Origin of the sequence: Tardiphaga sp., assembly GCF_028290785.1 — a bacterium.
Classification (GTDB): domain Bacteria; phylum Pseudomonadota; class Alphaproteobacteria; order Rhizobiales; family Xanthobacteraceae; genus Tardiphaga.
On sequence record NZ_JAQGJD010000401.1, the window covers coordinates 15,468 to 39,116 of the forward strand.

The 23,649-nt window shown below is 63.6% G+C and carries 20 protein-coding genes; 8 read left to right on the forward strand and 12 right to left on the reverse strand.

The genetic code is table 11. The features are described from left to right. Positions 1 to 70: 70 nt before the first annotated feature. Entirely contained in the window at positions 71 to 1,294 is a 1,224-nt protein-coding gene (gene phaZ / locus JWR89_RS25375; RefSeq protein ID WP_299720959.1) for a polyhydroxyalkanoate depolymerase, read from the forward strand. Positions 1,295 to 1,526: 232 nt separating this feature from the next. On the opposite strand, the gene JWR89_RS25380 is transcribed toward phaZ, so the two are convergent. The 6 genes from JWR89_RS25380 to JWR89_RS25405 all read right to left on the reverse strand — a co-directional run bounded on the left by JWR89_RS25380 (position 1,527) and on the right by JWR89_RS25405 (position 7,983). Then, positions 1,527 to 2,597 (reverse strand): helix-turn-helix transcriptional regulator, encoded by a 1,071-nt coding sequence (locus JWR89_RS25380; RefSeq protein WP_299720960.1) that lies wholly within the window; start codon positions 2,595 to 2,597, stop codon positions 1,527 to 1,529. A gap of 366 nt (positions 2,598 to 2,963) precedes the next feature. Then, positions 2,964 to 4,136 carry an MFS transporter gene (locus JWR89_RS25385; protein WP_299720961.1) on the reverse strand — a complete coding sequence of 391 codons (1,173 nt, stop codon included), beginning with the start codon at positions 4,134 to 4,136 and terminating at the stop codon, positions 2,964 to 2,966. A 218-nt stretch (positions 4,137 to 4,354) separates the two neighbouring features. Beyond that, the gene (locus JWR89_RS25390; protein WP_299720981.1) at positions 4,355 to 4,819 is read right to left on the reverse strand and encodes a RidA family protein; all 465 of its coding nucleotides are present in this window, start codon (positions 4,817 to 4,819) and stop codon (positions 4,355 to 4,357) included. 28 nt (positions 4,820 to 4,847) lie between these two features. Next, entirely contained in the window at positions 4,848 to 6,512 is a 1,665-nt protein-coding gene (locus tag JWR89_RS25395; RefSeq protein ID WP_299720962.1) for an AMP-binding protein, read from the reverse strand. Between the two features lie 149 nt (positions 6,513 to 6,661). Beyond that, entirely contained in the window at positions 6,662 to 7,480 is an 819-nt protein-coding gene (locus JWR89_RS25400; RefSeq protein WP_299720963.1) for an alpha/beta hydrolase, read from the reverse strand. Then, positions 7,477 to 7,983, reverse strand: coding sequence for a MarR family transcriptional regulator (locus JWR89_RS25405; RefSeq protein WP_299720964.1), 507 nt, complete (start codon positions 7,981 to 7,983; stop codon positions 7,477 to 7,479). Before JWR89_RS25405 ends, JWR89_RS25400 begins: the two co-directional genes overlap by 4 nt. Before the next feature lie 326 nt (positions 7,984 to 8,309). On the opposite strand from JWR89_RS25405, the gene JWR89_RS25410 reads away from it, so the two are divergent. From JWR89_RS25410 to JWR89_RS25435, 6 genes are all read left to right on the forward strand, one after another. Further along, positions 8,310 to 9,482 (forward strand): ABC transporter substrate-binding protein, encoded by a 1,173-nt coding sequence (locus JWR89_RS25410; protein WP_299720965.1) that lies wholly within the window; start codon positions 8,310 to 8,312, stop codon positions 9,480 to 9,482. A 207-nt stretch (positions 9,483 to 9,689) separates the two neighbouring features. After that, complete coding sequence (locus JWR89_RS25415; protein ID WP_299720966.1) at positions 9,690 to 10,610, forward strand: branched-chain amino acid ABC transporter permease; 921 nt, start codon at positions 9,690 to 9,692, stop codon at positions 10,608 to 10,610. A 6-nt stretch (positions 10,611 to 10,616) separates the two neighbouring features. After that, positions 10,617 to 11,606, forward strand: a complete 990-nt coding sequence (locus tag JWR89_RS25420; protein WP_299720967.1) for a branched-chain amino acid ABC transporter permease — start codon at positions 10,617 to 10,619, stop codon at positions 11,604 to 11,606. Next, positions 11,603 to 12,355: an ABC transporter ATP-binding protein gene (locus JWR89_RS25425; protein WP_299720968.1), complete on the forward strand. Its 753-nt coding sequence runs from the start codon at positions 11,603 to 11,605 to the stop codon at positions 12,353 to 12,355. Before JWR89_RS25420 ends, JWR89_RS25425 begins: the two co-directional genes overlap by 4 nt. Continuing rightward, complete coding sequence (locus tag JWR89_RS25430; RefSeq protein ID WP_299720969.1) at positions 12,355 to 13,053, forward strand: ABC transporter ATP-binding protein; 699 nt, start codon at positions 12,355 to 12,357, stop codon at positions 13,051 to 13,053. Before JWR89_RS25425 ends, JWR89_RS25430 begins: the two co-directional genes overlap by 1 nt. Before the next feature lie 162 nt (positions 13,054 to 13,215). Next, positions 13,216 to 13,671 carry a cupin domain-containing protein gene (locus JWR89_RS25435; RefSeq protein WP_299720970.1) on the forward strand — a complete coding sequence of 152 codons (456 nt, stop codon included), beginning with the start codon at positions 13,216 to 13,218 and terminating at the stop codon, positions 13,669 to 13,671. A 14-nt stretch (positions 13,672 to 13,685) separates the two neighbouring features. On the opposite strand, the gene JWR89_RS25440 is transcribed toward JWR89_RS25435, so the two are convergent. From JWR89_RS25440 to JWR89_RS25460, 5 genes are all read right to left on the reverse strand, one after another. After that, a complete protein-coding gene (locus tag JWR89_RS25440; protein ID WP_299720971.1) occupies positions 13,686 to 15,572 on the reverse strand; it encodes a tannase/feruloyl esterase family alpha/beta hydrolase in 1,887 nt (628 codons plus the stop codon). Positions 15,573 to 15,748: 176 nt separating this feature from the next. Then, positions 15,749 to 16,999 (reverse strand): flavin-dependent oxidoreductase, encoded by a 1,251-nt coding sequence (locus tag JWR89_RS25445; RefSeq protein ID WP_299720972.1) that lies wholly within the window; start codon positions 16,997 to 16,999, stop codon positions 15,749 to 15,751. Positions 17,000 to 17,128: 129 nt separating this feature from the next. Further along, a complete protein-coding gene (locus tag JWR89_RS25450) occupies positions 17,129 to 19,480 on the reverse strand; it encodes a bifunctional salicylyl-CoA 5-hydroxylase/oxidoreductase (RefSeq protein ID WP_299720973.1) in 2,352 nt (783 codons plus the stop codon). 256 nt (positions 19,481 to 19,736) lie between these two features. Then, positions 19,737 to 20,573, reverse strand: coding sequence for an enoyl-CoA hydratase family protein (locus tag JWR89_RS25455; protein WP_299720974.1), 837 nt, complete (start codon positions 20,571 to 20,573; stop codon positions 19,737 to 19,739). A 46-nt stretch (positions 20,574 to 20,619) separates the two neighbouring features. Next, complete coding sequence (locus JWR89_RS25460) at positions 20,620 to 21,378, reverse strand: SDR family oxidoreductase (RefSeq protein WP_299720975.1); 759 nt, start codon at positions 21,376 to 21,378, stop codon at positions 20,620 to 20,622. A 147-nt stretch (positions 21,379 to 21,525) separates the two neighbouring features. Between JWR89_RS25460 and JWR89_RS25465 the strand changes: the two genes are divergently transcribed. After that, a complete protein-coding gene (locus JWR89_RS25465) occupies positions 21,526 to 21,975 on the forward strand; it encodes a cupin domain-containing protein (RefSeq protein WP_299720976.1) in 450 nt (149 codons plus the stop codon). Between the two features lie 165 nt (positions 21,976 to 22,140). Here the strand turns inward: JWR89_RS25465 and JWR89_RS25470 are convergent, their stop codons facing one another. Beyond that, positions 22,141 to 23,319 (reverse strand): acyl-CoA dehydrogenase family protein, encoded by a 1,179-nt coding sequence (locus JWR89_RS25470; RefSeq protein WP_299720977.1) that lies wholly within the window; start codon positions 23,317 to 23,319, stop codon positions 22,141 to 22,143. Between the last annotated feature and the right edge of the window lie 330 nt (positions 23,320 to 23,649).

A 23,649-nucleotide genomic window follows, 5' to 3' on the forward strand; every position in this document is an offset into this window, starting at 1 on the left:
AGTTTTAGAGACTGTTTGACTCCGCGCTGGCTTCGATATTGCATAGCAATAAAGCAGGGAAGAAATCCGGATGATGTCGATGATGTATCAGGCCTACCAGAACCACATGGATCTGACGGCGCCGTGGCGCACCGGGGCGGCGGCGGCCCTGAAATACCTCAACCTGGTACCCGCCGGCACCTCGGAAAAGATGTTCGGCCGCCTGGCCTCCGCGCTGGAGCTTATCTCGCGCACCGCCCTTACCTATAAGCGGCCGGAATTCGCGATAGGCAAGGTGATGGTCGGCAATAGCGAGCTGGAGGTCACCGAGGAGGTGGTATTCTCCACCCCGTTCGGATCGCTGCTGCACTTCAAGAAGGAAAACTCGCCGCTGCAGCCGAAGATGCTGCTCGTGGCGCCGATGTCCGGCCATTTCGCGACGCTGCTGCGCGGCACCGTGAAGACGTTGCTACAGGACCACGACGTCTACATCACCGACTGGCACAATCCGCGCGACATCCCGCTCGACCAGGGCAAGTTCGGCCTCGACGAATATACCGAGCACCTCATTACCTTCATGAACGAACTCGGCCCGCGCTCGCACATGGTGGCGATCTGCCAGCCATCGGTATCGGCGCTGGCCGCCGCCGCCATCATGTCGGAAGACAATCACCCGGCGCGGCCGGCCAGCCTGACGCTGATGGCAGGGCCGATCGATACAAGGATCCAGCCCACCAAGGTCAACGACTTCGCCAAGAGCAAGCCGTTGAAATGGTTCGAGCAGAACCTGATCAACTACGTGCCGTTCCAGTGCAAGGGCGCGTACCGGCAGGTCTATCCCGGCTTCATCCAGCTCACCGCCTTCGTCTCGATGAACCTGGAACGCCACATCAAGTCTCACGTCGATCTCGCCGACCATCTCGCCAAGGGCGAGACCGAGAAGGCCGAGATCATCAAGACCTTTTACGACGAGTACTTCGCTGTGATGGATTTGCCGGCGGAGTTCTACATCGAGACCATCCGTGACGTATTCCAGGAGCATCTGCTGCCGCTGGGCAAGCTTACCTACAAGGGACGGCCGGTCAATCCGGGCTCGATCAAGCGCATGGGCCTGATGACGGTGGAAGGCGAGAAGGACGATATCTGCTCAATCGGGCAGACGCTGGCTGCCCAGGATTTATGCACCGGCGTCCGCGCCTATCGCAAAGTCCATCACATGCAGGCCGGCGTCGGCCACTACGGCGTGTTCAGCGGACGCCGATGGAATAACGAGATCTATCCACTGCTGCGGGATTTCGTCCACGTCAATTCGTGACGGCGGCGTTGTATACAAATAAATATGAGGCCGTCACCCAAATGGGTGACGCGCATATCCAGGCATTCGCCTACTTCGATACCGGGGGAATTTTTTGCAGGCTGCGCAGGCAGCATGTTGATGGTTCCGATTATCGCTTCGGCGGACCGTATATTGACAGGCTGCAAGACTTTCAGTGGGGCATATTTCGTATCGAGGCCGGCCGGCGGGCCGGCCTTTTTCGTGCGCGGCCTTATACAACCCGGACCCGCCGCTGCCCCAGCAGCCGGGCCAGATCGACCTGACGATCGACTCCGGTTTTCGCGAACACCGATTTGAGCTGGGTGCGGACCGTGTTCAGGCTGACGCCCTGCAATTTGGAGACTTTGGTGAGCGAATGGCCGTCGATCAGCATGCTGGCGATGCGCGCTTCCGCCGGCGTCAGATCGAAGAGCGTTTGCAGCAGCTCCGGCGGCGGACTGCCCTGCTGGTTGATCGCAACCACAAAGACGATCGAGACGGCGCCGGTAAAGACATCGAGACCGGCCAGCCGCAACGGCAGTACATGGACGATCAGCGGTGCGCTGGCTGACGTCGCCGCGATGGGAATCGAGCGGCCGGTTCGGGCGAGCGAGACCGGTGTGTCCAGAGCTTCCACAAACATCGTCTGGATCGCAGGCGCGCTGAACTGCACATGATCGCGGGCACCAATGCCGACGGTGGCGCTGACGCTCTGAAAAGCCGAATTGGCGGCGACCACTCGGCCGTTGCGGGTTACGGCGGCGGCCGGCAACTCGATCATCTCCAGCGTAGCGATGGCCGTGCGGGCGCGATCAACGCCGAGGCGGCCCGCCAGAATCGCAGAGCGCGCCAGATGCGGACGCAACCGGTCAAGCTGCTCCGCGGTCTCACGCGGCACCGGCCCCTTGGCGTAGGCCTTTTCCACCGACAGCACGAGCATGTCGCTGGATGGCACTCCGATCGAGGTGCCGACGCACCAACCCAGTCCGTCCGGCCGAAGAACCTCGGTATAAAACTTCTCTTTATCCAGTTCCTCGAGGGTAAACCGATCGAGATCGGTCAGGAACCGCGTTTCAATGTTCGAAAACAGTCGTTCGCTGCGCGGGTTGTTCTGCGCGAAGGGACTCCTGGTCCATCGATCGACACGCTCGTGGATCGCGGCCGACGAACACCATCGCGGCATACCCGGCGCGGCAGCAAAGATCATTGCACCTTCGCCCTCGGCGATGCCGGCGAGCTTATCGAACACCTGCGGCCAGCGCTCTGGCACTACGCCCGCTTCGTAGATTTCGTCGACCAGCATCTCGACGTTTATATAATCCCGCAATGCATCTCTCGGTTGATATCTGGCACGGGACGTGTGCAATTAGGACGCTCATTGTGATCTACACCGTCGTTATCAAAAAATTCCGGACGATCACGATTACTTCGGTCGATGGCGCGGTCCAACGACATGTTGTCGTGCACGACGTGCTCGGCAGGAGTGACCCTTATGGTCTACAGCGCAGTGCGGCAGACAGAGCGCAATCACGCGCGCACATCCTCTGGATGCGGTTTCCTGAATCGCAAAGAGACTCTACACCGCATCGCGCGCGAAGCGAAGCAAAGCGATGGCGATAACATCGCGAACGAAGTTCGCGGTATCACAATCTGATGTTGCAATGACGGTTTAGCTCGCCTTTGCGGCCGGCAGTTCAGGCGGCAGGATCAGCGCTGCGACAATCACCAGGATGCACAGCGCCGAGAACGAATGCAGCATCAGCATGAAGCCGCCCTGGTCGTACAGCCACGCCACCAGTCCAACCGAGGCGCCCGCCGCGCTGAATCCGACGAAGTAGCGCACCGCATAGGCGCGCGAGCGCCACTCCTCGCTGGTATACTTGCCGACCATCGCCTCGTTGACGGTGATCTGCCCGAAGAGGCCGATGATGATGCCGATCGCCACCACGATCAGCGATACGTTGGACAGCGTCGCCGCAAAGTACAGGAACGGCGCTGTCACGAACGACAGCGGCACGCATACCGCCTTCAGCGAATAGCGGTCGATCATCCGGCCGATATTGTACTGCGTCAGTGCACCGAACACATAGACGCACGCGGCAATCACGCCGAGCAGCGCCGGACTGTGGGTGAGGTCGGACAGGCGCTCGGAAAACAGTTTCGGCAGCGCCACCGTGATGGCGTTGAAGGTGGTGGAGATCGCGATCACCGTGATCAGCAGCGCCAGGATCACGCGCCACATGTCGGACTTGGCAACGCGCGACTGCGCCGCCGCCTGCTTGAAGCCGGAGCGGTCTTCATGGGCCACGCCACGCATGAACGCCACGCCGGCCGCCAGCGTGACGATGCCCGGGAGAATGAACGCCCAGCGCCAGCCCAGGAATTGTCCGACCACGCCGGTGACCAGCGCCGACGACGCCACGCCAAAATTGCCCCAGACGCCGTTGATGCCCATCTCGCGGCCGAGCTTGTCGGCATAGGAGACGATCATTGCGGTGCCCACCGGATGGTAGATCGAGGCGAATACGCCGATCGAGAACAACGCCGCGCCAAGCTGCAGCGGCGTCTGCACCAAGCCCACCGCGATCATCGAGAGGCCGATGCCGAAGAAATAGATCACCATCATGTGGCGCCGGCTCCAGCGGTCGCCGAGCCAGCCGGTGATCAGCGAGCCCGCGCCGAACGCGATGAAGCCCGGCGTCGCATAGGGCAGCAGTTCGGAATAGGTCATGCCCATGGTCGGGCCCATGACGATCACCGCGGCGGCAAAGATCAGCATCGCGTAGTGATCGATGAAATGGCCGACATTGACGAAGGTGATGACCCGGGCGGGGACGTTCATGAAGCGATTCCTGCGGTGCGCGTGCAACCACAGATGCTCATTGTGCGCGCGGGCCGTCAATGCGCGGATAGGCAGGGCAATCATGACGCTGCGGTGCAGAATTGGTCCGGCACAGGCCGTAGGATGGGTGGAGCGAAGCGATACGCATCATGCCAAAGCTCCGATGGGTATCGCCGAAGCCGCGCAAGCGCGCCTTCGGCTCCGCCCATCCTACGCGATCAGCGCGGCACCACCGCGGTGGCTTCGATCTCGACGCGGGCGGCGAGTTCGACCAGCCGCACTACCTGGACCAGGGCCATGGCTGGATAATGCGCGCCAAAAATCTCTCGATAGATCTTGCCGAGCGCCTTGAGGTTGCCGAGGTACTCTTCCATATCGACGACGTACCAGGTCAGCCGCACCAGATGCTCCGGCCTGGCGCCGCCTTCGGTCAGGATCGCCGCGATGTTGCTGAGCGCCTGCTGCACCTGGCCGATGAAATCCGCCGCCAGTTTTTCTTCGGCGTCCCAGCCGATCACGCCGCCGGTGACGACGAGGCGGCCGTCGGCGGCCATGCCGTTGGCATAGCCCTTCGGCGCCGGCCAGCCCGCCGGCTGCAGCACGCGCGGTGCGGACAGGTGGGCGTCGACTTTCGAACTCGGAACCACGGTCAGCGTGGGGCTCTTTGGCGCGGTCACCGGCAATTCTCCTTCAAGCATACGTCGTGAAACTTCATTCCGCGGCCATCGCCACCTGGCGCAGCGCGAAGCGCTTCAGCTTGCCGGTCTCGGTCTTCGGCAACTGGGTGACGAACTCGATGGCGCGGGGATATTTGTAGGGTGCGATCTCGCGCTTGACGTGGTTCTGCAGTTCCAGCGTCAGCGCGTCGTCGCCGGTGAAGCCCGGCGCCAGCACGATATAGGCCTTGACCAGCATGCCGCGGGCTTCGTCGGGCGAGCCGACCACGCCGCAATCGGCCACCGCCGGATGGGTCAACAGCGCCGCCTCGACATCGGGGCCGGCGATGTTGTAGCCGGCCGAGACGATCATGTCGTCGGAGCGCGACTTGTACCAGAAGTAGCCATCCTCATCCATGATGAAGGTATCACCGGTCAGGTTCCAGCCGTTCTGCACGAACTTGAGCTGGCGTGGATCGGCGAGATATTTGCAACCGGTCGGTCCCTTCACCGCGAGGCGTCCCATCGTGCCTGGCGCGGCGTCGTTGCCCTCGTCGTCGATGATTTTGGCGATATAGCCCGGCACCGGTTTGCCGGTCGAACCCGGCCGGATCTCTTCCTCGGTGGCGCAGATAAAGATATGCAGCATCTCGGTGCCGCCGATGCCGTCCATCAGCTTAATACCGGTGGCCTTCAGCCAGGCGTCATAGGTGCCCTTGGGTAGCGTCTCGCCGGCTGACACGCATTTGCGCAGGCTGGAAATATCGTGCGAGCCCAGCTTGGCGAGCATCGCGCGATACGAGGTCGGCGCGGTGAAGCACACCGTCACCTTAAAGCGCTCGATCGCGACAGGCAGCTCATCCGGACCGGCCTTTTCCATCACCACAAACGACGCGCCGATATGTAGCGGAAACAGCACGCCGCCGAAGCCGAAGGTGAAGGCCAGCGGCGCCGAGCCGATGAACCGGTCTTCCTTCGACGCGCGCAGGACGTTGTGCGCAAAGCCGTCGCACACCGCGAGCATGTCGCGGTGAAAGTGCATGGTGCCCTTGGGATCGCCCGTGGTTCCGGAAGTAAACGCGATCAGGCAGATATCGTCGGACGCCGTATCGACCGCGGTGAAATCCGGACTGGCGTCGGCGATCAGCGCCTCCAGCGAGTCCGCGCCTTCGACGCCCCAATAAACGATGCGCTGCAATTCGGGCGCAGCGGCTTTCGCCTTCTCCATTTCGTCGGCCAGCTTGCCGTCGCACAGCGCCAGCGCGATCTTTGCCTTCTGGATCGGATAGGCCAGTTCCTTGGCGCGCAGCAGCGGCATCGTCGCCACGCAGACGCCGCCGGCCTTGATGACCGCCAAATAGGTCGCGACCATCATCGGATTGTTGGCCGAACGCAGCAGCACGCGGCCGCCGGGGACGAGACCGAGCCTGTCGACCAGCACGTTGCAGATCCGGTTCACCAGCGCCTGCAGCTCGCGATAGGTGTAGCTGTCGGTCAGGCCGAACATGCACGGCGCGTCGCCATGGCCCTCCTCGACCCAGCGGTCGAGAAACGGCACCACGCAATTGACGCGCGGCGGATAGTGAAATTCGGGCCGGGTGAACAGAAACTCCGGCAGCTGCTCCGGCGGCGGCATGTTGTCCCGCGCAAAGGTATCAACGTGGGCCGTATAGGATTGGGCGGTGTACGCCTCTGTGAGGTGAGCCTCGGCGGTGGCCATTGCATGCTCCTGTCACTTGATACGCCCGGCAGCGCGACGGATATCATTTTAGACTTAAAACATTTGGGCGCAACTGGCCGGGCCTGCGGCGCGTCGGATTTTTTCGATTGGGAGCCCGAACCGCCGCGGGAAGTTTAGGCAAACGCCGCCTAACGCTGCGCCAGTTGCTTCAATCGCAGCGTCATCGGCGATGGCGGATCGGCCAATGGCGCAATCGCGGTAAAATGATTGGCGCCGGGGATCGGCTCGAACCGCGTCGGGATGGTAACGCTCCAGACATCGACGATGGCCTGGCTTTGCCGAAAGTACTCCGCGCTCTCGTCGCCGCCAACCACCGCGTCGAGGCTGCCGCGCGACGGCGCCGGCCAGAACAGCGGGCTGACCTCGCGGGCACTGAGATCGTTCAAATGCAACGGACTGTTGATCGAGGTCGGCACCAGCGGCCCCAGGTCGAACAGGCCGGAGATCGTATAGGCCGCACCGACCAGATCGGCGGGCAGCGTCGCGTCGAGCGCGCGCCATTCCGTTGCCAGCATGCAGGCGGCCAAATGACCGCCGGCGGAATGGCCTGATATCACCAGCCGCCGACCGAGCCTGGCCAGCTCGCGGGTCATGTGGCGCATCTGCTCGATGATATCGCCGACCGACACCGCCGGGCAGAGATCGTAAGAAGGTATCGCGACGCTGACGCCATGGGCGTTGAGACCGGCGGCGAGATGGCTGAAGAACGAGGAATCCAGCGCCTGCCAGTAGCCGCCATGGATGAAGACGACGATCGGGCCGCTGTCCTCGGCCGGGAAGAAATCGATGGTGTGGCGCGCGCCGGCCCCGTAAGGGATCACGCGCCAGCCCGAATGCGCCTCGCGATAGGCTTTGGCGTCGCGCGCCCAGCCGGCGATCAGCGCTGGATTCTCAGGCACCCGCGCACGGTTGTTGTACTCGACCTCGTAGTCGATCGCCGTGGTCACAGCGCCTTGCCGTTCGCAGGCTTCTGCGCGGCCTTCTGCGCCGAGCCCTTGGTCTTGGCCAAAAGGCGCATCAACTCGCGGACATCCTTGGGCGTCAGGTCGGTAAAAATCTCGGCGATCCAGGTTTCGTGCTCTTCCGCCATCTTGCGAAATTCGGCACGGCCGAGCTTGGTCAGCCGGATCACCTGAACCCGCCGGTCGGTATCGGACGTGCGGCGATCGACATGGCCGGATTCCACGAGGCGCTCGACCAGCCCGGTGACATTGCCGTTCGACACCATCATCCGCTTCGAGACGTCCGACAGCGTCATGCCGTCCGGCACCTTGTCGAGCTGCGCCATCAGGTCGAAGCGCGGCAACGTGACGTCGAAACGCTCGCGCAGGCGACCGCGGACCTCGCCCTCGATCAGGGTGGTACAGGTCAGGAGCCGCAGCCATAGCCGCAACTCGTCGCCGTGATCATCGGGAAGCTCGACGGCCTTGGTCTCTGAATCCAGAATCATGATGCCATCATACCTGTCTGAGACTTCAACGGTAGCAACGCGGACGGAAATCCCCAACTGCATACCGCCCCGGTCGCCCGATGCTTTGACCTTCAAGGATTAATCCGGCGACTGCAAGTCAAAACGCCGCAGCCAGCCGCCTGCCGAATTCCGGATATTTCTTTAAGGTTCAAACAAATTGGCCTGCCCCTTGCATAGCCATTGTCGATAGTTTGCCGCAGGATAGCGATGCTTGCGGCGGCTGCCATCCTCAGAATAAGCTGAGGCGAGACACGCTGGGTTGGCGGGATTTTCGGCCGTATGAGGCGGCGGACAGAGGAGAGATCATGAAGCAGCAGATCAAATTGGCCGGCCTGGCCGTCCTGATGAGCGTCGCGGCCCAGCAGGCCGCTGCGCAGGAAAAGATCAAGGTCGGCGTGATTGTATCGCTGTCCGGCGCCGGCGCCGTGCTCGGCCAGCAGGCCCGCGACGGCTTCAACCTCGCCGTCAAGGACCTCGGCGGCAAGATGGGCGGCAAGGACGTCGAAGTCATCGTGGTCGATGACGAGTTGAAGCCCGATGTCGCCGTCACCAAGGTCAAGGGGCTGCTGGAGCGCGACAAGGTCGACTTCGTGGTCGGCCCGATCTTCTCCAACATCCTCGGCGCCATCCACAAGCCGGTGATCGAGAACAAGACCTTTCTGATCTCGCCAAATGCCGGTCCGTCCAGCTTCGCCGGCAAGGAATGCAGCCCGTACTTCTATGTCACCTCGTACCAGAACGACCAGATCCACCAGATCCTCGGCAAGGTCGCGCAGGACCGCGGCTACAAGAAGGTCTACCTGCTGACGCCGAACTACCAGGCAGGCAAGGACTTCGTCGCCGGCGTCAAGATGGACTTCAAGGGCGAGATCCTGGAAGAATCCTACCTGCCGCTCGGCACCCTCGACTTCCAGGCCGAACTGTCCAAAATCGCTTCATTGAAGCCCGATGCGGTGTTGACCTTCATGCCGGGAGGCATGGGCGTGAACCTCGTGAAACAGTACAAGCAGGCCGGCCTGCTCGACCGCATCCCGTTCCTGTCCACCTTCACCGTCGATGAATCCACCCTGCCGGCGCAGCAGGACGCGGCACTCGGCATGTTCGGCGGCTCGAACTGGGCGCCGACCCTCGACAATCCGCAGAACAAGAAGTTCGTCTCGGAATATGAGAAGACCTACAACAGCGTGCCCGCGACCTATGCCTTCCAGTCCTATGACGCGGCGATGCTGATCAACAGCGCGGTCGTGGCACTGAAGGGCGACCTCTCCGACAAGACCAAGGTGGCCGCGGCCATGAAGAAGGCCGACTTCACCTCGCTGCGCGGCGGCTTCAAGTTCAGCGCCAACGGCTATCCCATTCAGGACTTCTACCTGACCAAGGTCGCCAAGCGCGCCGATGGCAAGTTCCAGACCGAGATCGTGGAGAAAGTGTTCACCAACTACGCCGATCGCTACGCCGCGAGCTGCACACCGCAGTAAGCGACGCGCAACGGCCATCGAATGGCGATGGCCCATCAACATGTCGCCCCCGCGAAAGCGGGGACCCATAACCACCGTCGATATAGTTGAAACGGCTTGCTTACGTCTCTGCCGTTTCGGCTTCCAATTCAGCGTGTATGGGTCCCCGCTTTCGCGGGGACGACGTCTGAGAGTTCTGCGCCGCCTGCGCAAGAAAACATTGATCGCATGACCCTCACCCTTGCCCTCGTCCAGATCCTGAATGGCCTGCAGTTCGGGCTGATCCTGTTTCTGATCGCCGCCGGCTTGACGCTGGTGTTCGGTGTGATGGATTTCATCAACCTGGCGCACGGCGTGCAGTACATGGTCGGCGCCTATTTCGTCGCCGCCTTCACCGCCATGACCGGCAGCTTCCTGTATGGCCTGGCGCTGGCGCTGCCCGCGGCGCTGGGGTTCGGGCTGCTGCTCGAGGTGCTGATCTTCCGGCACCTGTATGACCGCAGCCATCTCGACCAGGTGCTGGCCACCTTCGGCGTCATCATCTTTCTCAACCAGGCGGTGAAGTTCGTCTGGGGCGCCGCCCCCCTCAACGTGCCGATCCCCGACGCGCTGTCCGGCACCATCGAGATCGCCGACGGCATGCTGTATCCGGTGTATCGCCTCGTCATTATCGCCGTCGGCCTCGGCGTCGGCCTCGCGTTGTACCTCGTTGTCAACAAAACCAAACTCGGCATGCTGGTGCGCGCCGGCGCCAGCAATGCGGCCATGGTCTCCGCGCTTGGCGTCAACATCCGGCTGCTGTTCACCATCGTGTTCGGCGTCGGAGCCATGCTGGCCGGCTTTGCCGGCGCCATGGTGGCGCCGATCCTCTCGGTGGAGCCCGGCATGGGCGACAACGTGCTGATCCTGGCCTTCGTGGTGATCGTGATCGGCGGCATCGGCTCGATCCGCGGCGCCTTCATCGCCGCCCTGCTAATCGGCCTGGTCGATACGCTCGGCCGCTTCTTTGCACCGACGCTGCTCAAGTTGCTGTTGGATCCTTCCACCGCCAGCCAGACCGGCCGCGCCATTGCGCCGATGCTGATCTACATCCTGATGGCTGCGGTCTTGTTCTTCCGGCCGTCCGGCCTGTTCCCGTCGAAGCACTAGCGGGACATGGCCGTGAACGATCTCATCGACCTCAACGCTTCCCCTGCCCTCGGCGTTCCCGCGCGCGCGCGGCGCGTCGTCATCCTGCCGCTGATCATCTTTGTGCTGTTCGCTCTGGTGCCGTTGGCCGGCCTGTGGGGATCGCAGGGTTTTGTGCTCTCCATCGTCACCCGCATCATGGTGCTGGCGCTGGCCGCGATGTCGCTCGATCTCCTGATCGGCTACGGCGCCATGATCTCGTTCGGCCATGCCGCCTTCGTCGGCCTCGGCGCCTACAGCGTCGCGATCCTGTCGAGCCACGGCATCACCGACGGTTTTGTGCATCTCGGCGTGGCGCTGTCCGTCTCTTTCGTGTTCGCGCTCATCACCGGCGCGATCTCGCTGCGCACCAAGGGCGTCTACTTCATCATGATCACGCTGGCGTTCGGCCAGATGCTGTACTTTCTGGGCACCTCGCTCGCCGCCTATGGCGGCGACGACGGGTTGACGCTGGCGTCGCGCAGCACGCTGCTCGGCTCAAAGCTCCTGAAGAACGACGTCGTGCTGTATTACGTCGTGTTCGGCTTTCTGCTCGGTGCCTACCTGCTGCTGCGCGGCATCGTCGCCTCGCGCTTCGGCCGGGTGCTGCGCGGCATCCGCGAGAACCCGGTGCGCATGGAAGCGATCGGCTTCGCGCCGTACCGCTATCAGCTCACCGCCTATGTCATCGCCGGCATGATCGCCGCGGTGGCCGGCTGCCTGCTCGCCAACCAGACCGAATTCGTCAGCCCGGCCTATGCCAGCTGGCAGCGCTCCGGCGATCTGATCTTCGCGATCGTGCTCGGCGGCCTCGGCTCGCTGCACGGCGCGATCATCGGCGCCGCGGCGTTCAGCCTGCTGGCGGATATCTTGTCGCATTACACGGAGCATTGGGCACTGCTGTTCGGTCCGATCCTGATCCTCGTCGTGCTGTTCGCGCGCGGCGGTATCGGCGGCCTACTGGGGAGCAAGTCATGAGCATCGCGCCCCTGCAATTGAAGAACCTGCGCAAAAGTTACGGCGCGCTCGTCGTCACCGACGACGTTTCGTTGAACATCGAGGCCGGCGAATTGCATGCCATCATCGGGCCGAACGGCGCCGGCAAGACCACGCTGATCCACCAGATCTCCGGTCTGGCAAAATCCGACTCCGGCCGCATCATCTTCGACGGCGACGACGTGTCGAAACTGCCGATGAACGCCCGCGCCAAGCTCGGCCTGGTGCGCTCGTTCCAGATCACCTCGATCCTGCCGCGTTTCTCAGCGCTGGAGAATGTCGCGCTCGCAGTGCAGGCGCGTTCGGGCTCCAGCTTCTCGTTCTTCGGCAACGCCGCGGCGGAACCCGAGCTCAACGACATTGCGATGGCGCTGCTGGCCCGCTTCGGCCTCGCCTCGCGCGCCGACGTCCCCGCCGGCCAGATGTCGCACGGCGAAAAGCGCCAGCTCGAAATCGCCATCGCGCTCGCCGCCAAACCAAAACTGCTGCTGCTCGACGAGCCACTCGCCGGCACCAGCCATGATGAATCGCAGCGCCTCATCAACACGCTGCAGGAGCTGCGCCGCGAATTGCCTATCGTGCTGATCGAGCACGACATGGACGCCGTGTTCGCGCTGGCCGATCGCGTCTCGGTGCTGGTCTATGGCCGCATCATCGCCTCCGGCACGCCGCAGAGCATCCGCGACAACCCGGATGTGCGCGCCGCCTATCTCGGCGAGGAGGCGCTCTGATGCTCGATGTCACCAACCTGCAGGCCGCCTACGGCGCCGCGAAAGTGCTGTTCGATATCTCGCTGAATATCGCCGCCGGCGAAGTCGTGACCCTGCTCGGCCGCAACGGCATGGGCAAGACCACCACCATCAACACCATCATGGGGCTGCTGCATCCGACCGGCGGCAGCGTTTCGTTCGACGGCCAGAAGCTCACCGGCCTGCCGTCCTACAAGATCGCCCAGGCCGGCATCGGCCTGGTGCCGGAAGGCCGCCAGATCTTTCCGACGCTCACCGTGGAGGAAAACCTGCTGGCCACCGCCGCGGTGCGCCGCCCGCCGGCGCGGTGGACGTTGACAGACATCTACGAGCTGTTTCCGCGGCTGAAGGAACGCCGCAGCAATCTCGGCACGCAGTTGTCCGGCGGCGAGCAGCAGATGCTGGCGGTCGGCCGCGCGCTGATGACCAATCCGAAACTCCTGATCCTCGATGAAGCGACCGAGGGTCTCGCGCCCTTGATCCGGCTGGAAATCTGGAACTGCCTGAAGAAGCTCAAGGCCGAGCACCAGTCGATCCTGGTCATCGACAAGAACGTCGATGCCCTCGCCGCGTTCGCCGACCGTCACGTCATTATCGAAAAGGGCCGCGTGGTCTGGACCGGCACCACGGCCGAACTGAAGGCCGATCCCACCATCAAGGATCGGTTTCTGCATGTATAGTTACAAACGCATACTATCTGTCGTCATGGCCGGGCGAACGCGAAGCTCCGCTTCGCGCGATGTCCCGGCCATCCACGATGTCACGCGCTGGCGTGGATGCCCGGCATAACGCCGGGCATGACGGCCGAGAGAAGCGCGCTCAATTACTAAAGGGAGAACCAAATGAAAACCGAAACCGCTGGCATCACGCGCGCCAACGAGGGCATGCAGGGCATTACCTGGCACATCCTCGGCCAGACCTATGTGCCGAAGACCTGCACCGAGGATTCTTTCTCGTGGCACGCTACCTTCCCGCCCGGCACCTTCGTGCCGCCGCACATCCATCCCGACCAGGAGGAGTATCTGTACATCCTCGAGGGCAAGCTCGACTTCATGCTGGGTGGCGCCGACGCGCAGGCCACGCCGGGCGACCTGGTGCGGCTGCCGCGCGGCGTGCCGCACGGCATTTTCAACAAGTCGGACCAATCCGCCAAGGTGCTGTTCTGGGTATCGCCAACGCGCCGGCTCTACGACCTGTTCTGGGGCATCCATAACATGAAGGACCAGAACCCCGGCGACGTCGTGGCGCTGGCCGCCGAGCACAACATCCACTTCCTGCCGCCGCCTCCGGGCGCCTGAGCCAACACGACTGGCTACCTGCAGCTATAGCTGCTGGCCTGTGTCGCCGGCCCGCTGCCGTTCCAGGTCGTCATCTGCGGATAGACGCAGACCGGATAGGTGACGCTGTTGTCGCGTGACGTCAGCACGATCTCGCCGGGCGCGGATCCCTTCTCCACCCAATCGACCAGGGCGGTGAATAGCTGATCCTGCTCCCGCGTCGGGGTCTGGTTGGCGTTGCCAGGCAGTTTCGGCAGCGGCACCGTATCATTGCGGCCGTTCACGGTGTAGCCGCGGCCCTGCGAGCTGTGCGCCACGCCCGGCAGCAGGTACATCCGCATGAACTTTTGCACCTCATCATGGCCGCCCATCGCCGCCGCCACGCGCTCATGATAGTTGACGCTGCCAGCCGGCGGAATCGCGTCATCGGCCAGACCGTTATACACCACCACCTTGCGGCCGAGATCGCGCAGCCTGGTCAGGTCCGTCTTGTCCGTACCGAGGTCGCTGAACAAGGTCGGCTGCAAGGCGACGTACTTGTTCATGACGTCGGCGAGGCCGCGATAGTCGAGCTGCTGCCACTTGTTTCTGACCGCGGTCGATGCGTTCGTGATCGGGATCGCCGATGTCGCACTGGCGTCGGCAGCGTATCCGACATCCTGCAGCGCCATGGCGGTGCCGTCCGTGGACGCGCTGGTGATCAGCAGGCCAATCGCCGTCCCCTTGGTGAAGGTCCACCATAACTGCCCGGCGCCAAGCGATTTGCCGCCACGGCTGGCCGGCGTCTGCGTTGGGTCGAAGCTGCCGTCGACGGTGGCGCCAAACCAGATCTTGTCCAGCGCAATCGCTTCCTTGAGGCTCATGCAGGTCGCGGCATCGGCGTTGCTGCCTGTCACGCCGGTGCCGGCCACGCCGGCGCACAGGGCAGCGGCGTCGCGCGCCGGGTCGTAATCGCACGCGAACGGATTGAGCAGAAAACCGAGCCCTGCCTTGTCGCATGCCGCCACAGCGCGTTTGTTCGCCGCATCCACTTTCGCGGCAAAGGCCGCGGCCTCGGGCTTGTTCGCCGCCGTATAACCGAGGTCGGTCTTCATGACGAGCTGGGCGTACAGAACGGTCGTGCTGAACTTGGGGATGCTCAACGCCGGCGCGGCGATCATGTAGCCGTCGTAGAGTTCGGGGTATTCCTGGACGATCTTGTAACCCTGCCGGCCACCCTGGGAATGACCGTCGTAGTACGTAAATTTCGGCGTCTTGCCGTAATACAGCGTGGTCAGTTGCTTGGTCTTGACCGCCTGTTCGACCATCGCGCGCACGGAGAAATCGCGCAGGCCTTCGGCATTGACCTTGCCGTCCGACAGAAACGCGAACGAGCCGTCCTGGTACCAGGGCTGCCCCGCATCGGTGGTGCCCGACGCGTATCCGATATTGGCATTGACGATAGCCGGCACCTTGCTGCCGATCTTGTCGGCAAAGCGATGTCCGCCGCCCACCCAGCCGCCGCCGCCATAATTGCGAATGCGTTCGTTCCAGTTGACATGGGTCGGCAGCCACACCTCGATGCCGATGCCGGCAGAATAGGAGCGCGCGGTCGGATCTTTTTCCGCGGTGACGCCCGGCCCGACCAGCAACTTGACCAGGCAGAGGTCCGCAGCGGCGGTCACCGGCTTGGCCGCATCGGGCGACTGCAGTTCCTCCCCCTTTTTCACGAGGCGGACGGCGACAACGCTTGTATCTTTGTCCGGATGGAAGGCCGTCTTGATACCATCGTCGCAGGCGAGCGGATCCGCAAGCGCCGGCGCCACGCCAAAGCTGGCTGCCAGTAGCAGCACCGCGGCCTGCGCGAACCGGCGTGCTTGCCGCAACCCGGCGACGGGGTTGTCGAAATTCGAGGACGAGCGAGTCGCGTTTTGATAGTTCATCGAACGACACCCCATCGAGCCAAACTAACAACCGCTATGCCGTAGCGGGCGCCGCAGGAGATGGAGAGATCGGGGACTTTGTCAAGCGGGCCAGACGACCGCCATCTTTGCACTGCAACATGAGCGGCAGCGCAGCCAGTCGCCCAGGACGGGTCCGGTGCTCGCGCAGGCGCAGCCTATCCCCCCACCACCGACAATCCCGGCAGCGCCGCGAACCCCGCCTTGCTGGCGTAGCCGCGCACGATGGCTTCGCGTTGCGCGTAGCTCAGCACGTGATCGACATGGTCGAAGCCGTCCGGCGCCAGTTGCTCCACGGCGTCGATGACGCCTTCGGGGCCGCCGCGGCGGTTAGCGCGGACGATCTCGGCGGTCATCGGCAGCCGCTTCTTCTCATAGGCCACCAACGCGTGGCGCGGATGCTCGGCATAGGCCAGCGCATCAGCCAGCGCGCGGGCATCCAGGATCGCCTGCGAGGCGCCGTTGGAGCCGACCGGATACATCGGATGCGCGGCGTCGCCGAGCAGTGTGACGCGGCCGCTCGACCAGTACGGCAGCGGATCGCGGTCGCAGCACGGATATTCCCAGAACTCCGGCGTCGCCGTGATCAAAGCGGGCACGTCGATATGCGGCACCTTGAAGCGCGCCACATGCGGCATCAGTTCGTCGCGCTTGCCGGGGCGCGACCAGTCCTCGCGGCGCGGCGGCAACGTGCCGCCTTCGCCGATCTTCACCAGCACCGCCCAGTTGGTCAGCCGGTTGCCCGGCGTCAGCCCCTCGGCGATCGGATACACCACCACCTTGGCATGCAGCCCGCCGGCGACGATCATCGAATCGCCGGTGAGGAATTTCGGCCAGTCGCGCGCGCCGCGCCACAACATCAGCCCGTTCCAGACCGGCGCGCCCTCCTCGGGAAACAGCGTGCTGCGCACTTTCGAGTGAATGCCGTCGGCGCCGATCAGAATGTCGCCGCGGACGGTTTCCACATGCGCGCCGGAACGGTCGAAGAAGTGCGCGGTGACGCCGCCCTCGTCCTGGCTGAAGGCGCCGAGCCGGCGTCCGGTGTGGATCGCGTCCTTGCCGAGACGCGTTTCGACGGCAGCGTGAATGACGCTCTGCAGCCGGCCGCGGTGGATCGAGAATTGCGGCACGTCATGGCCGGCACCATAGCCGCGGGTCTCGCGCCAGACTTCCTGGCCGTGGCGGTTGAGGTAGTGCAGTTCGTCGGTGCGGATCGCCACGGCATCGAGCGCATCGAGCAGGCCGAGCCCGGCGAGTTCGCGGATCGCATGCGGCAGCGTGTTGATACCGACGCCAAGTTCGCGGATCGATTCCGACTGCTCATAGAGCTCGCAGTGGATGCCCCGCGCCCGCAACATGAGTGCGGTGGTGAGCCCGCCGACGCCGCCACCCACGATGATCGCTTTCATCGGTCTACTCCACTGAGAGTGATGCCGTAGGATGGGTTGAGCCCTTGCGAAACCCATCGACATCGGCTGATGGGTTTCGCGAAGACGCTCAACCCATCCTACAATCTTCCGCTAGCCTCGCATGCAGCCCTATTCCGCCGCAAGCGGCTTGGCCGCCTCCGCGCGCAGCTCGGCCCTCGTCTTCGGCTTAGCCTTAATTTTCAGGTCGTCGAAATCCTGCTTGTCGCGGACGCTGTTGCGGAAGATCTGCTCCTTGCCGGGCATGTATTGCGGCGGGCAATAGGCATCCTTGGCGCCGTACCAGGCCGCGGCCTTGATGGTGAAGGAGGGATCAATCAGGTGCGGACGGCCGAGCGCCACCAGGTCGGCGCGGCCGGCGGCCAGGATGGTGTTGACCTGATCCGCACTGGTGATGTTGCCGACGCACATGGTGGCGACGCGGCCCTCGTTGCGGACCTGTTCGGAGAACGGCGTCTGAAACATGCGGCCGTAGATCGGCGATGCATCGCGCACGGTCTGGCCGGTGGAGATATCGACCAGATCGACGCCGTGCTCGGCGAAAGCGCGCGCGATCAGCACGGCATCGTCGCCGGTAACGCCGCCCTCGGCCCAGTCGGTGGCGGAAATGCGCACCGACATCGGCTTGTGGGACGGCCACGCCGCGCGCATCGCCTCGAATACTTCGAGCGGGAAGCGCAAACGGTTGTCCAGCGAGCCGCCATATTCATCGGTCCGCTGATTGGTCAGCGGCGAGATGAAGCTGGCGAGCAGGTAGCCGTGCGCCGCATGCATCTCCAGCATGTCGAAGCCGCAGGCATCGCCGCGCAGCGCCGCCGCCACGAACTCCGCCTTGACCGCATCCATCGCAATGCGGTCCATCTCACGCGGCACCTGGCTGTCCGGATAATACGGAAGCGGCGAGGCCGACAGCACGTCCCATGCGCCCTCGCTGAGCGGACGGTCCATGCCGTCCCACATCAGTTTGGTCGCGCCCTTGCGGCCGGCGTGACCGAGTTGCAGGCAGATTTTCGCCGCCGAGTTGCCGTGCACGAAATCGACGATGCGCGTCCACGCCGCCTGCTGCTCGTCGGTCCACAACCCGGCGCAGCCGGGCGTGATGCGCGCATCGCGGCCGACACAGACCATCTCGGTGAACACCAGCCCGGCGCCGCCGATCGCGCGCGAACCGTAATGCACCAGATGGAAATCGCCTGGCACGCCCTCTTTCGCGGAGTACATGCACATCGGCGATACCACGGCGCGGTTGGCCAGCACCATGTCGCGCAGTTTCAGCGGCTGGAACATCGGCGCGGCCGGCTTTTTGGTATCGACGTCGAAGCCCTTGGCCTGCACCTGCAACGCAAACGCCTTATCGACCTCCTTGACGAACTCCGGCGCACGCAAGGTGAGGTTATCATAGGTGATCGCCTTGGCGCGCGTCATGACGCCGAAGGCGAACTGCACGGGGTCGAAATCCCAGAACCGATCGACATGCTCGAACCACACCAGCGAGACATCCGCGGAGTGCTGGATCTTCTCGGTCTCCTCGCGGCGGCCATGCTCGTAATCGTTCAGCGCGGCTTCCACCGTTGGCGCCTTGGCCATCGACTCGTACAGCGCAATCGCATCTTCCATCGCCAGCTTGGTGCCGGAGCCGATGGAGAAATGCGCGGTCGCCTTGGCGTCGCCGAGCAGCACCATGTTGTCGCGGACCCAGCGCTTGTTGCGGATCATCGGGAAATTGCGCCACATCGAACGGTTGATCAGCAGCTTGTGGCCCTCGAGGAACCAGCCAAAAATTTCCGCCATGCGATCGGCGGATTCCTGCTCGCTCAGACCTTCCAGCCCGGCGCGCTTGAAGGTCTCCGGATCGGTCTCGAAAATCCAGGTCGAACGCCCCGCCTCGTACTGGTAGGCGTGCGCGATGAACGGACCCCACTCGGTTTCCTCGAACAGGAAGGTGAAGGCGTCGAGCGGACGGGTCGAGCCCATCCAGGTGAACTTGTTGGAGCGCAGATCGACTTCCGGCTCGAAGTGCTCGTTGTACTTGTTGCGGAAGTGGCTGTTGATGCCGTCGGACAGCACCACCAGGTCGGCATCGGCGAACTGCGCTTCGTCGGTGATATCCACTTCAAACAGCAGCCGGCAGCCGAGTTCCCGGGCGCGCTCCTGCAGGATCATCAAGAGCGTGCGGCGCGAGCAGCCGCAAAACCCGTTACCGCCGACGCGGTGCACGGTGCCGCGGAAATGCACGGCAATGTCGTCCCAATAGGCGAATTCCTGGGTGATACGCTGGTAGCTCGGCAGGTCGTATTTTTCGAAGTTGTCGAGGGTGGCGTCGGAGAACACCACGCCGAAGCCGAAGGTGTCGTCGGGCCGGTTGCGCTCGTAGACGGTAATATCCGCCTGCGGCCGCTGCTTCTTCAGCAGGATCGCCGAATAAAGCCCCGCAGGCCCGCCACCGATGATCGCGATCTTCATGCCAGCCTCCGCAGTCGAGCTTCAACCGAGATATTTTAACCCTAAAGCAATTTCGCGCAAGCCTGTTTGGGCGGCATGGAGTGCCGCCAACGCAGGCCCTCGTTCCCCGGACGCTGCGCACTGGCCCGCTCTTGCGGGCTGGTGCGCTGCTGATCCGGGGTCCCGGTTTCTTGCGACAAGCCACCGGGATCCCGGATCTGCGGAGCGGCACAAGAGTGCCGCACCGCGTCCGGGAAACGAACTTGCCTACCTTCCTTCAATTGCCTTCAAACTTGGGCTTCGCCTTGTTCGCAAATGCATAAAACGCCCGGGCAAAATCCTCGGTGGTCATGCACAAAGCCTGCGCCACGGCTTCCGCCTCGATCGCCTCTTCCACCGACATCGCCCATTCCATCGCCAGCATGCGCTTGGTCATGGTGTTGGCAAAGGTCGGGCCTTCGGAAATTTGTTTGGCCAGTAGCTGCGCCTGCGCCAGCACTTCGGTCGGCGCCACGACGCGGCTGAAGAAGCCCCAGCGCTCGCCCTCCTCGGCGGTCATGAAGCGGCCGGTATAGAGCAGCTCCGAGGCGCGCGACTGGCCGATGATGCGCGGCAGGATCGCGCACGCCCCCATGTCGCAGCCGGCAAGACCGACCTTGTTGAACAGGAAGCCGACCTTGGCGCCGGTGGCGGCGATCCGCAGGTCGGACGCCATCGCCATGATCGCGCCCGCGCCGGCGCAGATGCCCTCGACCGCGGCAATCACGGGCTGCGGGCAGGCGCGCATCGCCTTGACGAGGTCGCCGGTCATCCGCGTAAACGCGGTGAGGTCCTTGGTGTTCATCTCGACCAGCGGCCCGATGATTTCGAACACGTCGCCGCCCGACGAAAAGTTGCCGCCGGCGCCGGTGACCACGATGGTCTTGACGTCGTCGTCCATGGCGCAGGCGCGGAAGAAATCGGTGAGTTCGCGATAACTCTGGAAGGTCAGCGGGTTCTTCCGCTCCGGCCGGTTCAGCGTGACGGTGGCGATGCCGTCTACAACTGCGAGCAGGAAATGCTGCGGCGCGTAGTCGATCAGCGGCAGCGTGACGGGATTGGCGAACTTTTGCATGATAGCTCCCTGTAGCGTTTCGTTCTTGGCGCTCGATTGCGCTGGATCAAATCTCGCCGCCGGCGACCGCAAGGCTCTGACCGGTGACCGCGCCGGCGCCCGGCCCGCACAGATACAATACGGCATCGGCGACTTCCGTGGGGGTCACCAGCCGGCCCTGTGGATTGTGCTTGGCGAGTTCGGCAAGCGCCTGCTCGCGGGTGCGGCCGGTCTTGCTGATGATGTTGTCAATGCTCCCTTCCAGCAGGTCGGTCTCGGTGAAGCCGGGACACACCGCATTCACCGTGACGCCCTTGGACGCTACTTCCAGCGCCAATGAGCGCACCAGTCCGATTACCGCATGTTTGGCGGCGGCGTAGGCGCTGACATAGGCATAACCTTTCAGGCCGGCGGTGGAGGCGACAGCAACGATGCGACCTTTCTTCGCCGCCACCATGCCCGGCAGCACGGCCTGCGCGGCGAACACCACGCCCAGGAAGTTGACGTTCATCATCCGCTGAAACAGCGCCGCGTCGGATTTGATGAACGGCGAGGATTCCGCGGCGCCAGCATTGGCGACGAGAATATCGATCGGCTGCCGGCCGGCTGCTTCCGCGATCGCTGCCGACAGGGCCGCTTGATCGGACACGTCGGCGGCGATGGCGTGATGCGCCTCGCCCGCGGCGATCACGTCGTTCAGCGTGTCGAGATTGCGGCCCATGATGGTGACGGTGGCGCCGGCCTTCGCCAGCGAAGCCGCGATGGCCCGGCCGATGCCGCGGCCGCCGCCGGTGACCAGCGCGTGGGAGCCTGACAAGCGGGACATGGGCAGTCTCCTGGAACGCGAAACGGGCCTTCCCGATATATTTTAGACTTCAAGCTTTTGCAACAAACCCGCAGGTGCGGCATCTCCAGCCGCTTGACTCGCCATTCGCCAAAGGTAGCCTTCGACCTTCAATGTGAGGATAGACAGATGGCAGCGCTCGAAAAAGGCATCACGCAGGTCGGCACCGGCTATGGCGGCACCAGCTGGAATATTCTTGGCCAGGTGTATTTCCCCAAGGCGGTGACCGACTCCACCTTTGCCTTCGAGACCAACAGTGATCCCGGCCAGTTCGTGCCCGTGCATGTGCATCCTACCCAGGAAGAGTTCATCCTGGTGCAGGAAGGCACGCTGGATCTGAAGCTCGACGGCGAGTGGGTCAAGGCCCATGCCGGCGATCTCGTCCGCCTGCCGCGCGGCATTCCGCACGGCTACTTCAACAAGTCCGACAAGCCGGCGCGGGCGCTGTTCTGGGTATCGCCGACGGCGAAACTGGAGGCCTTGTTCAAGCAATTGCATAATATGACGGATATCGAAGCGATCGTGCGCGTTTCGGCAGAACACGAAGTGAATTTCCTGCCGCCGGAAGCGAACGAGTAATCTGGTTACTGGAACCTCTCCTCGTCGTCCCCGCGAAAGCGGGGACCCGTACACGCTGGTGAACTCGCGCGGCGCTATAATCGTGGCTCTGCCGCTTTAATTGTGCCGACCGAGGTTATGGATCCCCGCTATCGCGGGGACGACGTCGGATAGGCCTGAGGCGGACTACTTCGCTCCAGCCTGCGCGGTCTTGATCAGTTCGCGGCCGATGATCACCTTCTGCACTTCGGTCGCGCCTTCATAGATCCGCAGCGCGCGGATCTCGCGGTACAGTTCCTCCACCTTGACGCCGGACTGCACGCCCATGCCGCCAAAAATCTGCACGGCGCGGTCGATCACTTTTTGCGCGGCTTCGGTGGCGAACATTTTGGCCATCGCGGCTTCGCGCGTGATGCGCGGCGCGCCCTGGTCCTTGGTCCAGGCCGAGCGGTAGATCAGCAATGCCGATGCATCGATGTCGGTCGCCATCTCGGCGAGCCCGGCCTGCGTGAGCTGCAGGTCGCCGAGCGTATGGCCGAACATTTTTCGCGTCGCCGAGCGATGGATCGCCTCGTCGAGCGCGCGGCGGCCGAGCCCCAGCGCGGCGGCGCCGACCGTCGAGCGAAACACGTCGAGCGTGGCCATCGCCACCTTGAAACCTTCGCCGTCGCGGCCGATGCGGTTGGCGACCGGCACGCGACAATCCTCGAATTTCAGCGTCGCCAGCGGATGCGGCGCGATCACATCGATGCGCTCGGCGATCGTGAGGCCCGGCGTATCGGCATCGACCACGAAGGCGCTGATGCCGCGGGCGCCGCCCTCGCCGGTGCGCACGAACACCACGTAGTGGTCGGCGATACCGCCGTTGGAAATCCAGGTCTTGGCTCCGTTGATGCGGACGTGGTCGTTACCATCCGGCACCGCGCTCGTCGTCATCGCCGCGACGTCGGAGCCGGCATCGGTCTCGGACAATGCGAAGGCCGCAATGGCTTCGCCGCGGGCCACGCGCGGCAGATAGCGCGCCTTCATCTCTTCCGAACCGAACAGGCTGATCGGCCCGGTGCCCAGTCCCTGCATCGCAAACGCAAAATCCGCGAGCCCGCTGACATAGGCCAGCGTCTCGCGCACCAGGCACAGCGCGCGCACGTCGAAATTCGGATACAGCCCGCCATGGCTGGCCGGCACCGCGACGCGCAGCCAGCCGGCGTCGCCGAGCGCGCGCACCAGCCGCTTGCAGGAGCCATCGGTGTCGTGGTGATCGATGAGGTCAGGCACATTCGCCGCCGCCCATTGCGACAGCTCCGCGGACAGCTTGCGGTGATGATCGTCAAAAAACGGCCACGACAAAAACGATTGATCGGACATGGTGGGTTTTCCTGCGTTCCGGCAACAAGATGTTTTAAACCTAAAATGATTGCGGGCAAGAGGCAGCAGATATCACTCAAGTGGGACGTCGTTCACGGGAGCCGTTTCCCGGACGCGGTGCACTGCGCCGGCTCTGACGATGCGTAGCATCGTTTGGGCGGCGTGGTGCGCCGCAGAGCCGGGGTCCCGGTCACTTGCGGAGAAACCGGGATCGTAAGTCTGCGTGCGTCGGTTAGGATGGTGCCGGCCGGGGCGGGCGTTACGGGATTACGGGAAGGTCGTTGGCGGCCGTCGGGATCTCGCACCCCGCCTCGTTTGATCGAAGGGCCG

Excerpts from the sequence above, each read along its gene's own strand:
- phaZ (WP_299720959.1), top strand. The coding sequence starts at position 71 with ATGATGTCGATGATGTATCAGGCCTACCAGAACCACATGGATCTGACG.
- JWR89_RS25380 (WP_299720960.1), bottom strand. The coding sequence starts at position 2,597 with ATGCTGGTCGACGAAATCTACGAAGCGGGCGTAGTGCCAGAGCGCTGG.
- JWR89_RS25385 (WP_299720961.1), bottom strand. The coding sequence starts at position 4,136 with ATGAACGTCCCCGCCCGGGTCATCACCTTCGTCAATGTCGGCCATTTC.
- JWR89_RS25395 (WP_299720962.1), bottom strand. The coding sequence starts at position 6,512 with ATGGCCACCGCCGAGGCTCACCTCACAGAGGCGTACACCGCCCAATCC.
- JWR89_RS25405 (WP_299720964.1), bottom strand. The coding sequence starts at position 7,983 with ATGATTCTGGATTCAGAGACCAAGGCCGTCGAGCTTCCCGATGATCAC.
- JWR89_RS25410 (WP_299720965.1), top strand. The coding sequence starts at position 8,310 with ATGAAGCAGCAGATCAAATTGGCCGGCCTGGCCGTCCTGATGAGCGTC.
- JWR89_RS25415 (WP_299720966.1), top strand. The coding sequence starts at position 9,690 with ATGACCCTCACCCTTGCCCTCGTCCAGATCCTGAATGGCCTGCAGTTC.
- JWR89_RS25420 (WP_299720967.1), top strand. The coding sequence starts at position 10,617 with ATGGCCGTGAACGATCTCATCGACCTCAACGCTTCCCCTGCCCTCGGC.
- JWR89_RS25425 (WP_299720968.1), top strand. The coding sequence starts at position 11,603 with ATGAGCATCGCGCCCCTGCAATTGAAGAACCTGCGCAAAAGTTACGGC.
- JWR89_RS25430 (WP_299720969.1), top strand. The coding sequence starts at position 12,355 with ATGCTCGATGTCACCAACCTGCAGGCCGCCTACGGCGCCGCGAAAGTG.
- JWR89_RS25435 (WP_299720970.1), top strand. The coding sequence starts at position 13,216 with ATGAAAACCGAAACCGCTGGCATCACGCGCGCCAACGAGGGCATGCAG.
- JWR89_RS25440 (WP_299720971.1), bottom strand. The coding sequence starts at position 15,572 with ATGAACTATCAAAACGCGACTCGCTCGTCCTCGAATTTCGACAACCCC.
- JWR89_RS25445 (WP_299720972.1), bottom strand. The coding sequence starts at position 16,999 with ATGAAAGCGATCATCGTGGGTGGCGGCGTCGGCGGGCTCACCACCGCA.
- JWR89_RS25450 (WP_299720973.1), bottom strand. The coding sequence starts at position 19,480 with ATGAAGATCGCGATCATCGGTGGCGGGCCTGCGGGGCTTTATTCGGCG.
- JWR89_RS25455 (WP_299720974.1), bottom strand. The coding sequence starts at position 20,573 with ATGCAAAAGTTCGCCAATCCCGTCACGCTGCCGCTGATCGACTACGCG.
- JWR89_RS25460 (WP_299720975.1), bottom strand. The coding sequence starts at position 21,378 with ATGTCCCGCTTGTCAGGCTCCCACGCGCTGGTCACCGGCGGCGGCCGC.
- JWR89_RS25465 (WP_299720976.1), top strand. The coding sequence starts at position 21,526 with ATGGCAGCGCTCGAAAAAGGCATCACGCAGGTCGGCACCGGCTATGGC.
- JWR89_RS25470 (WP_299720977.1), bottom strand. The coding sequence starts at position 23,319 with ATGTCCGATCAATCGTTTTTGTCGTGGCCGTTTTTTGACGATCATCAC.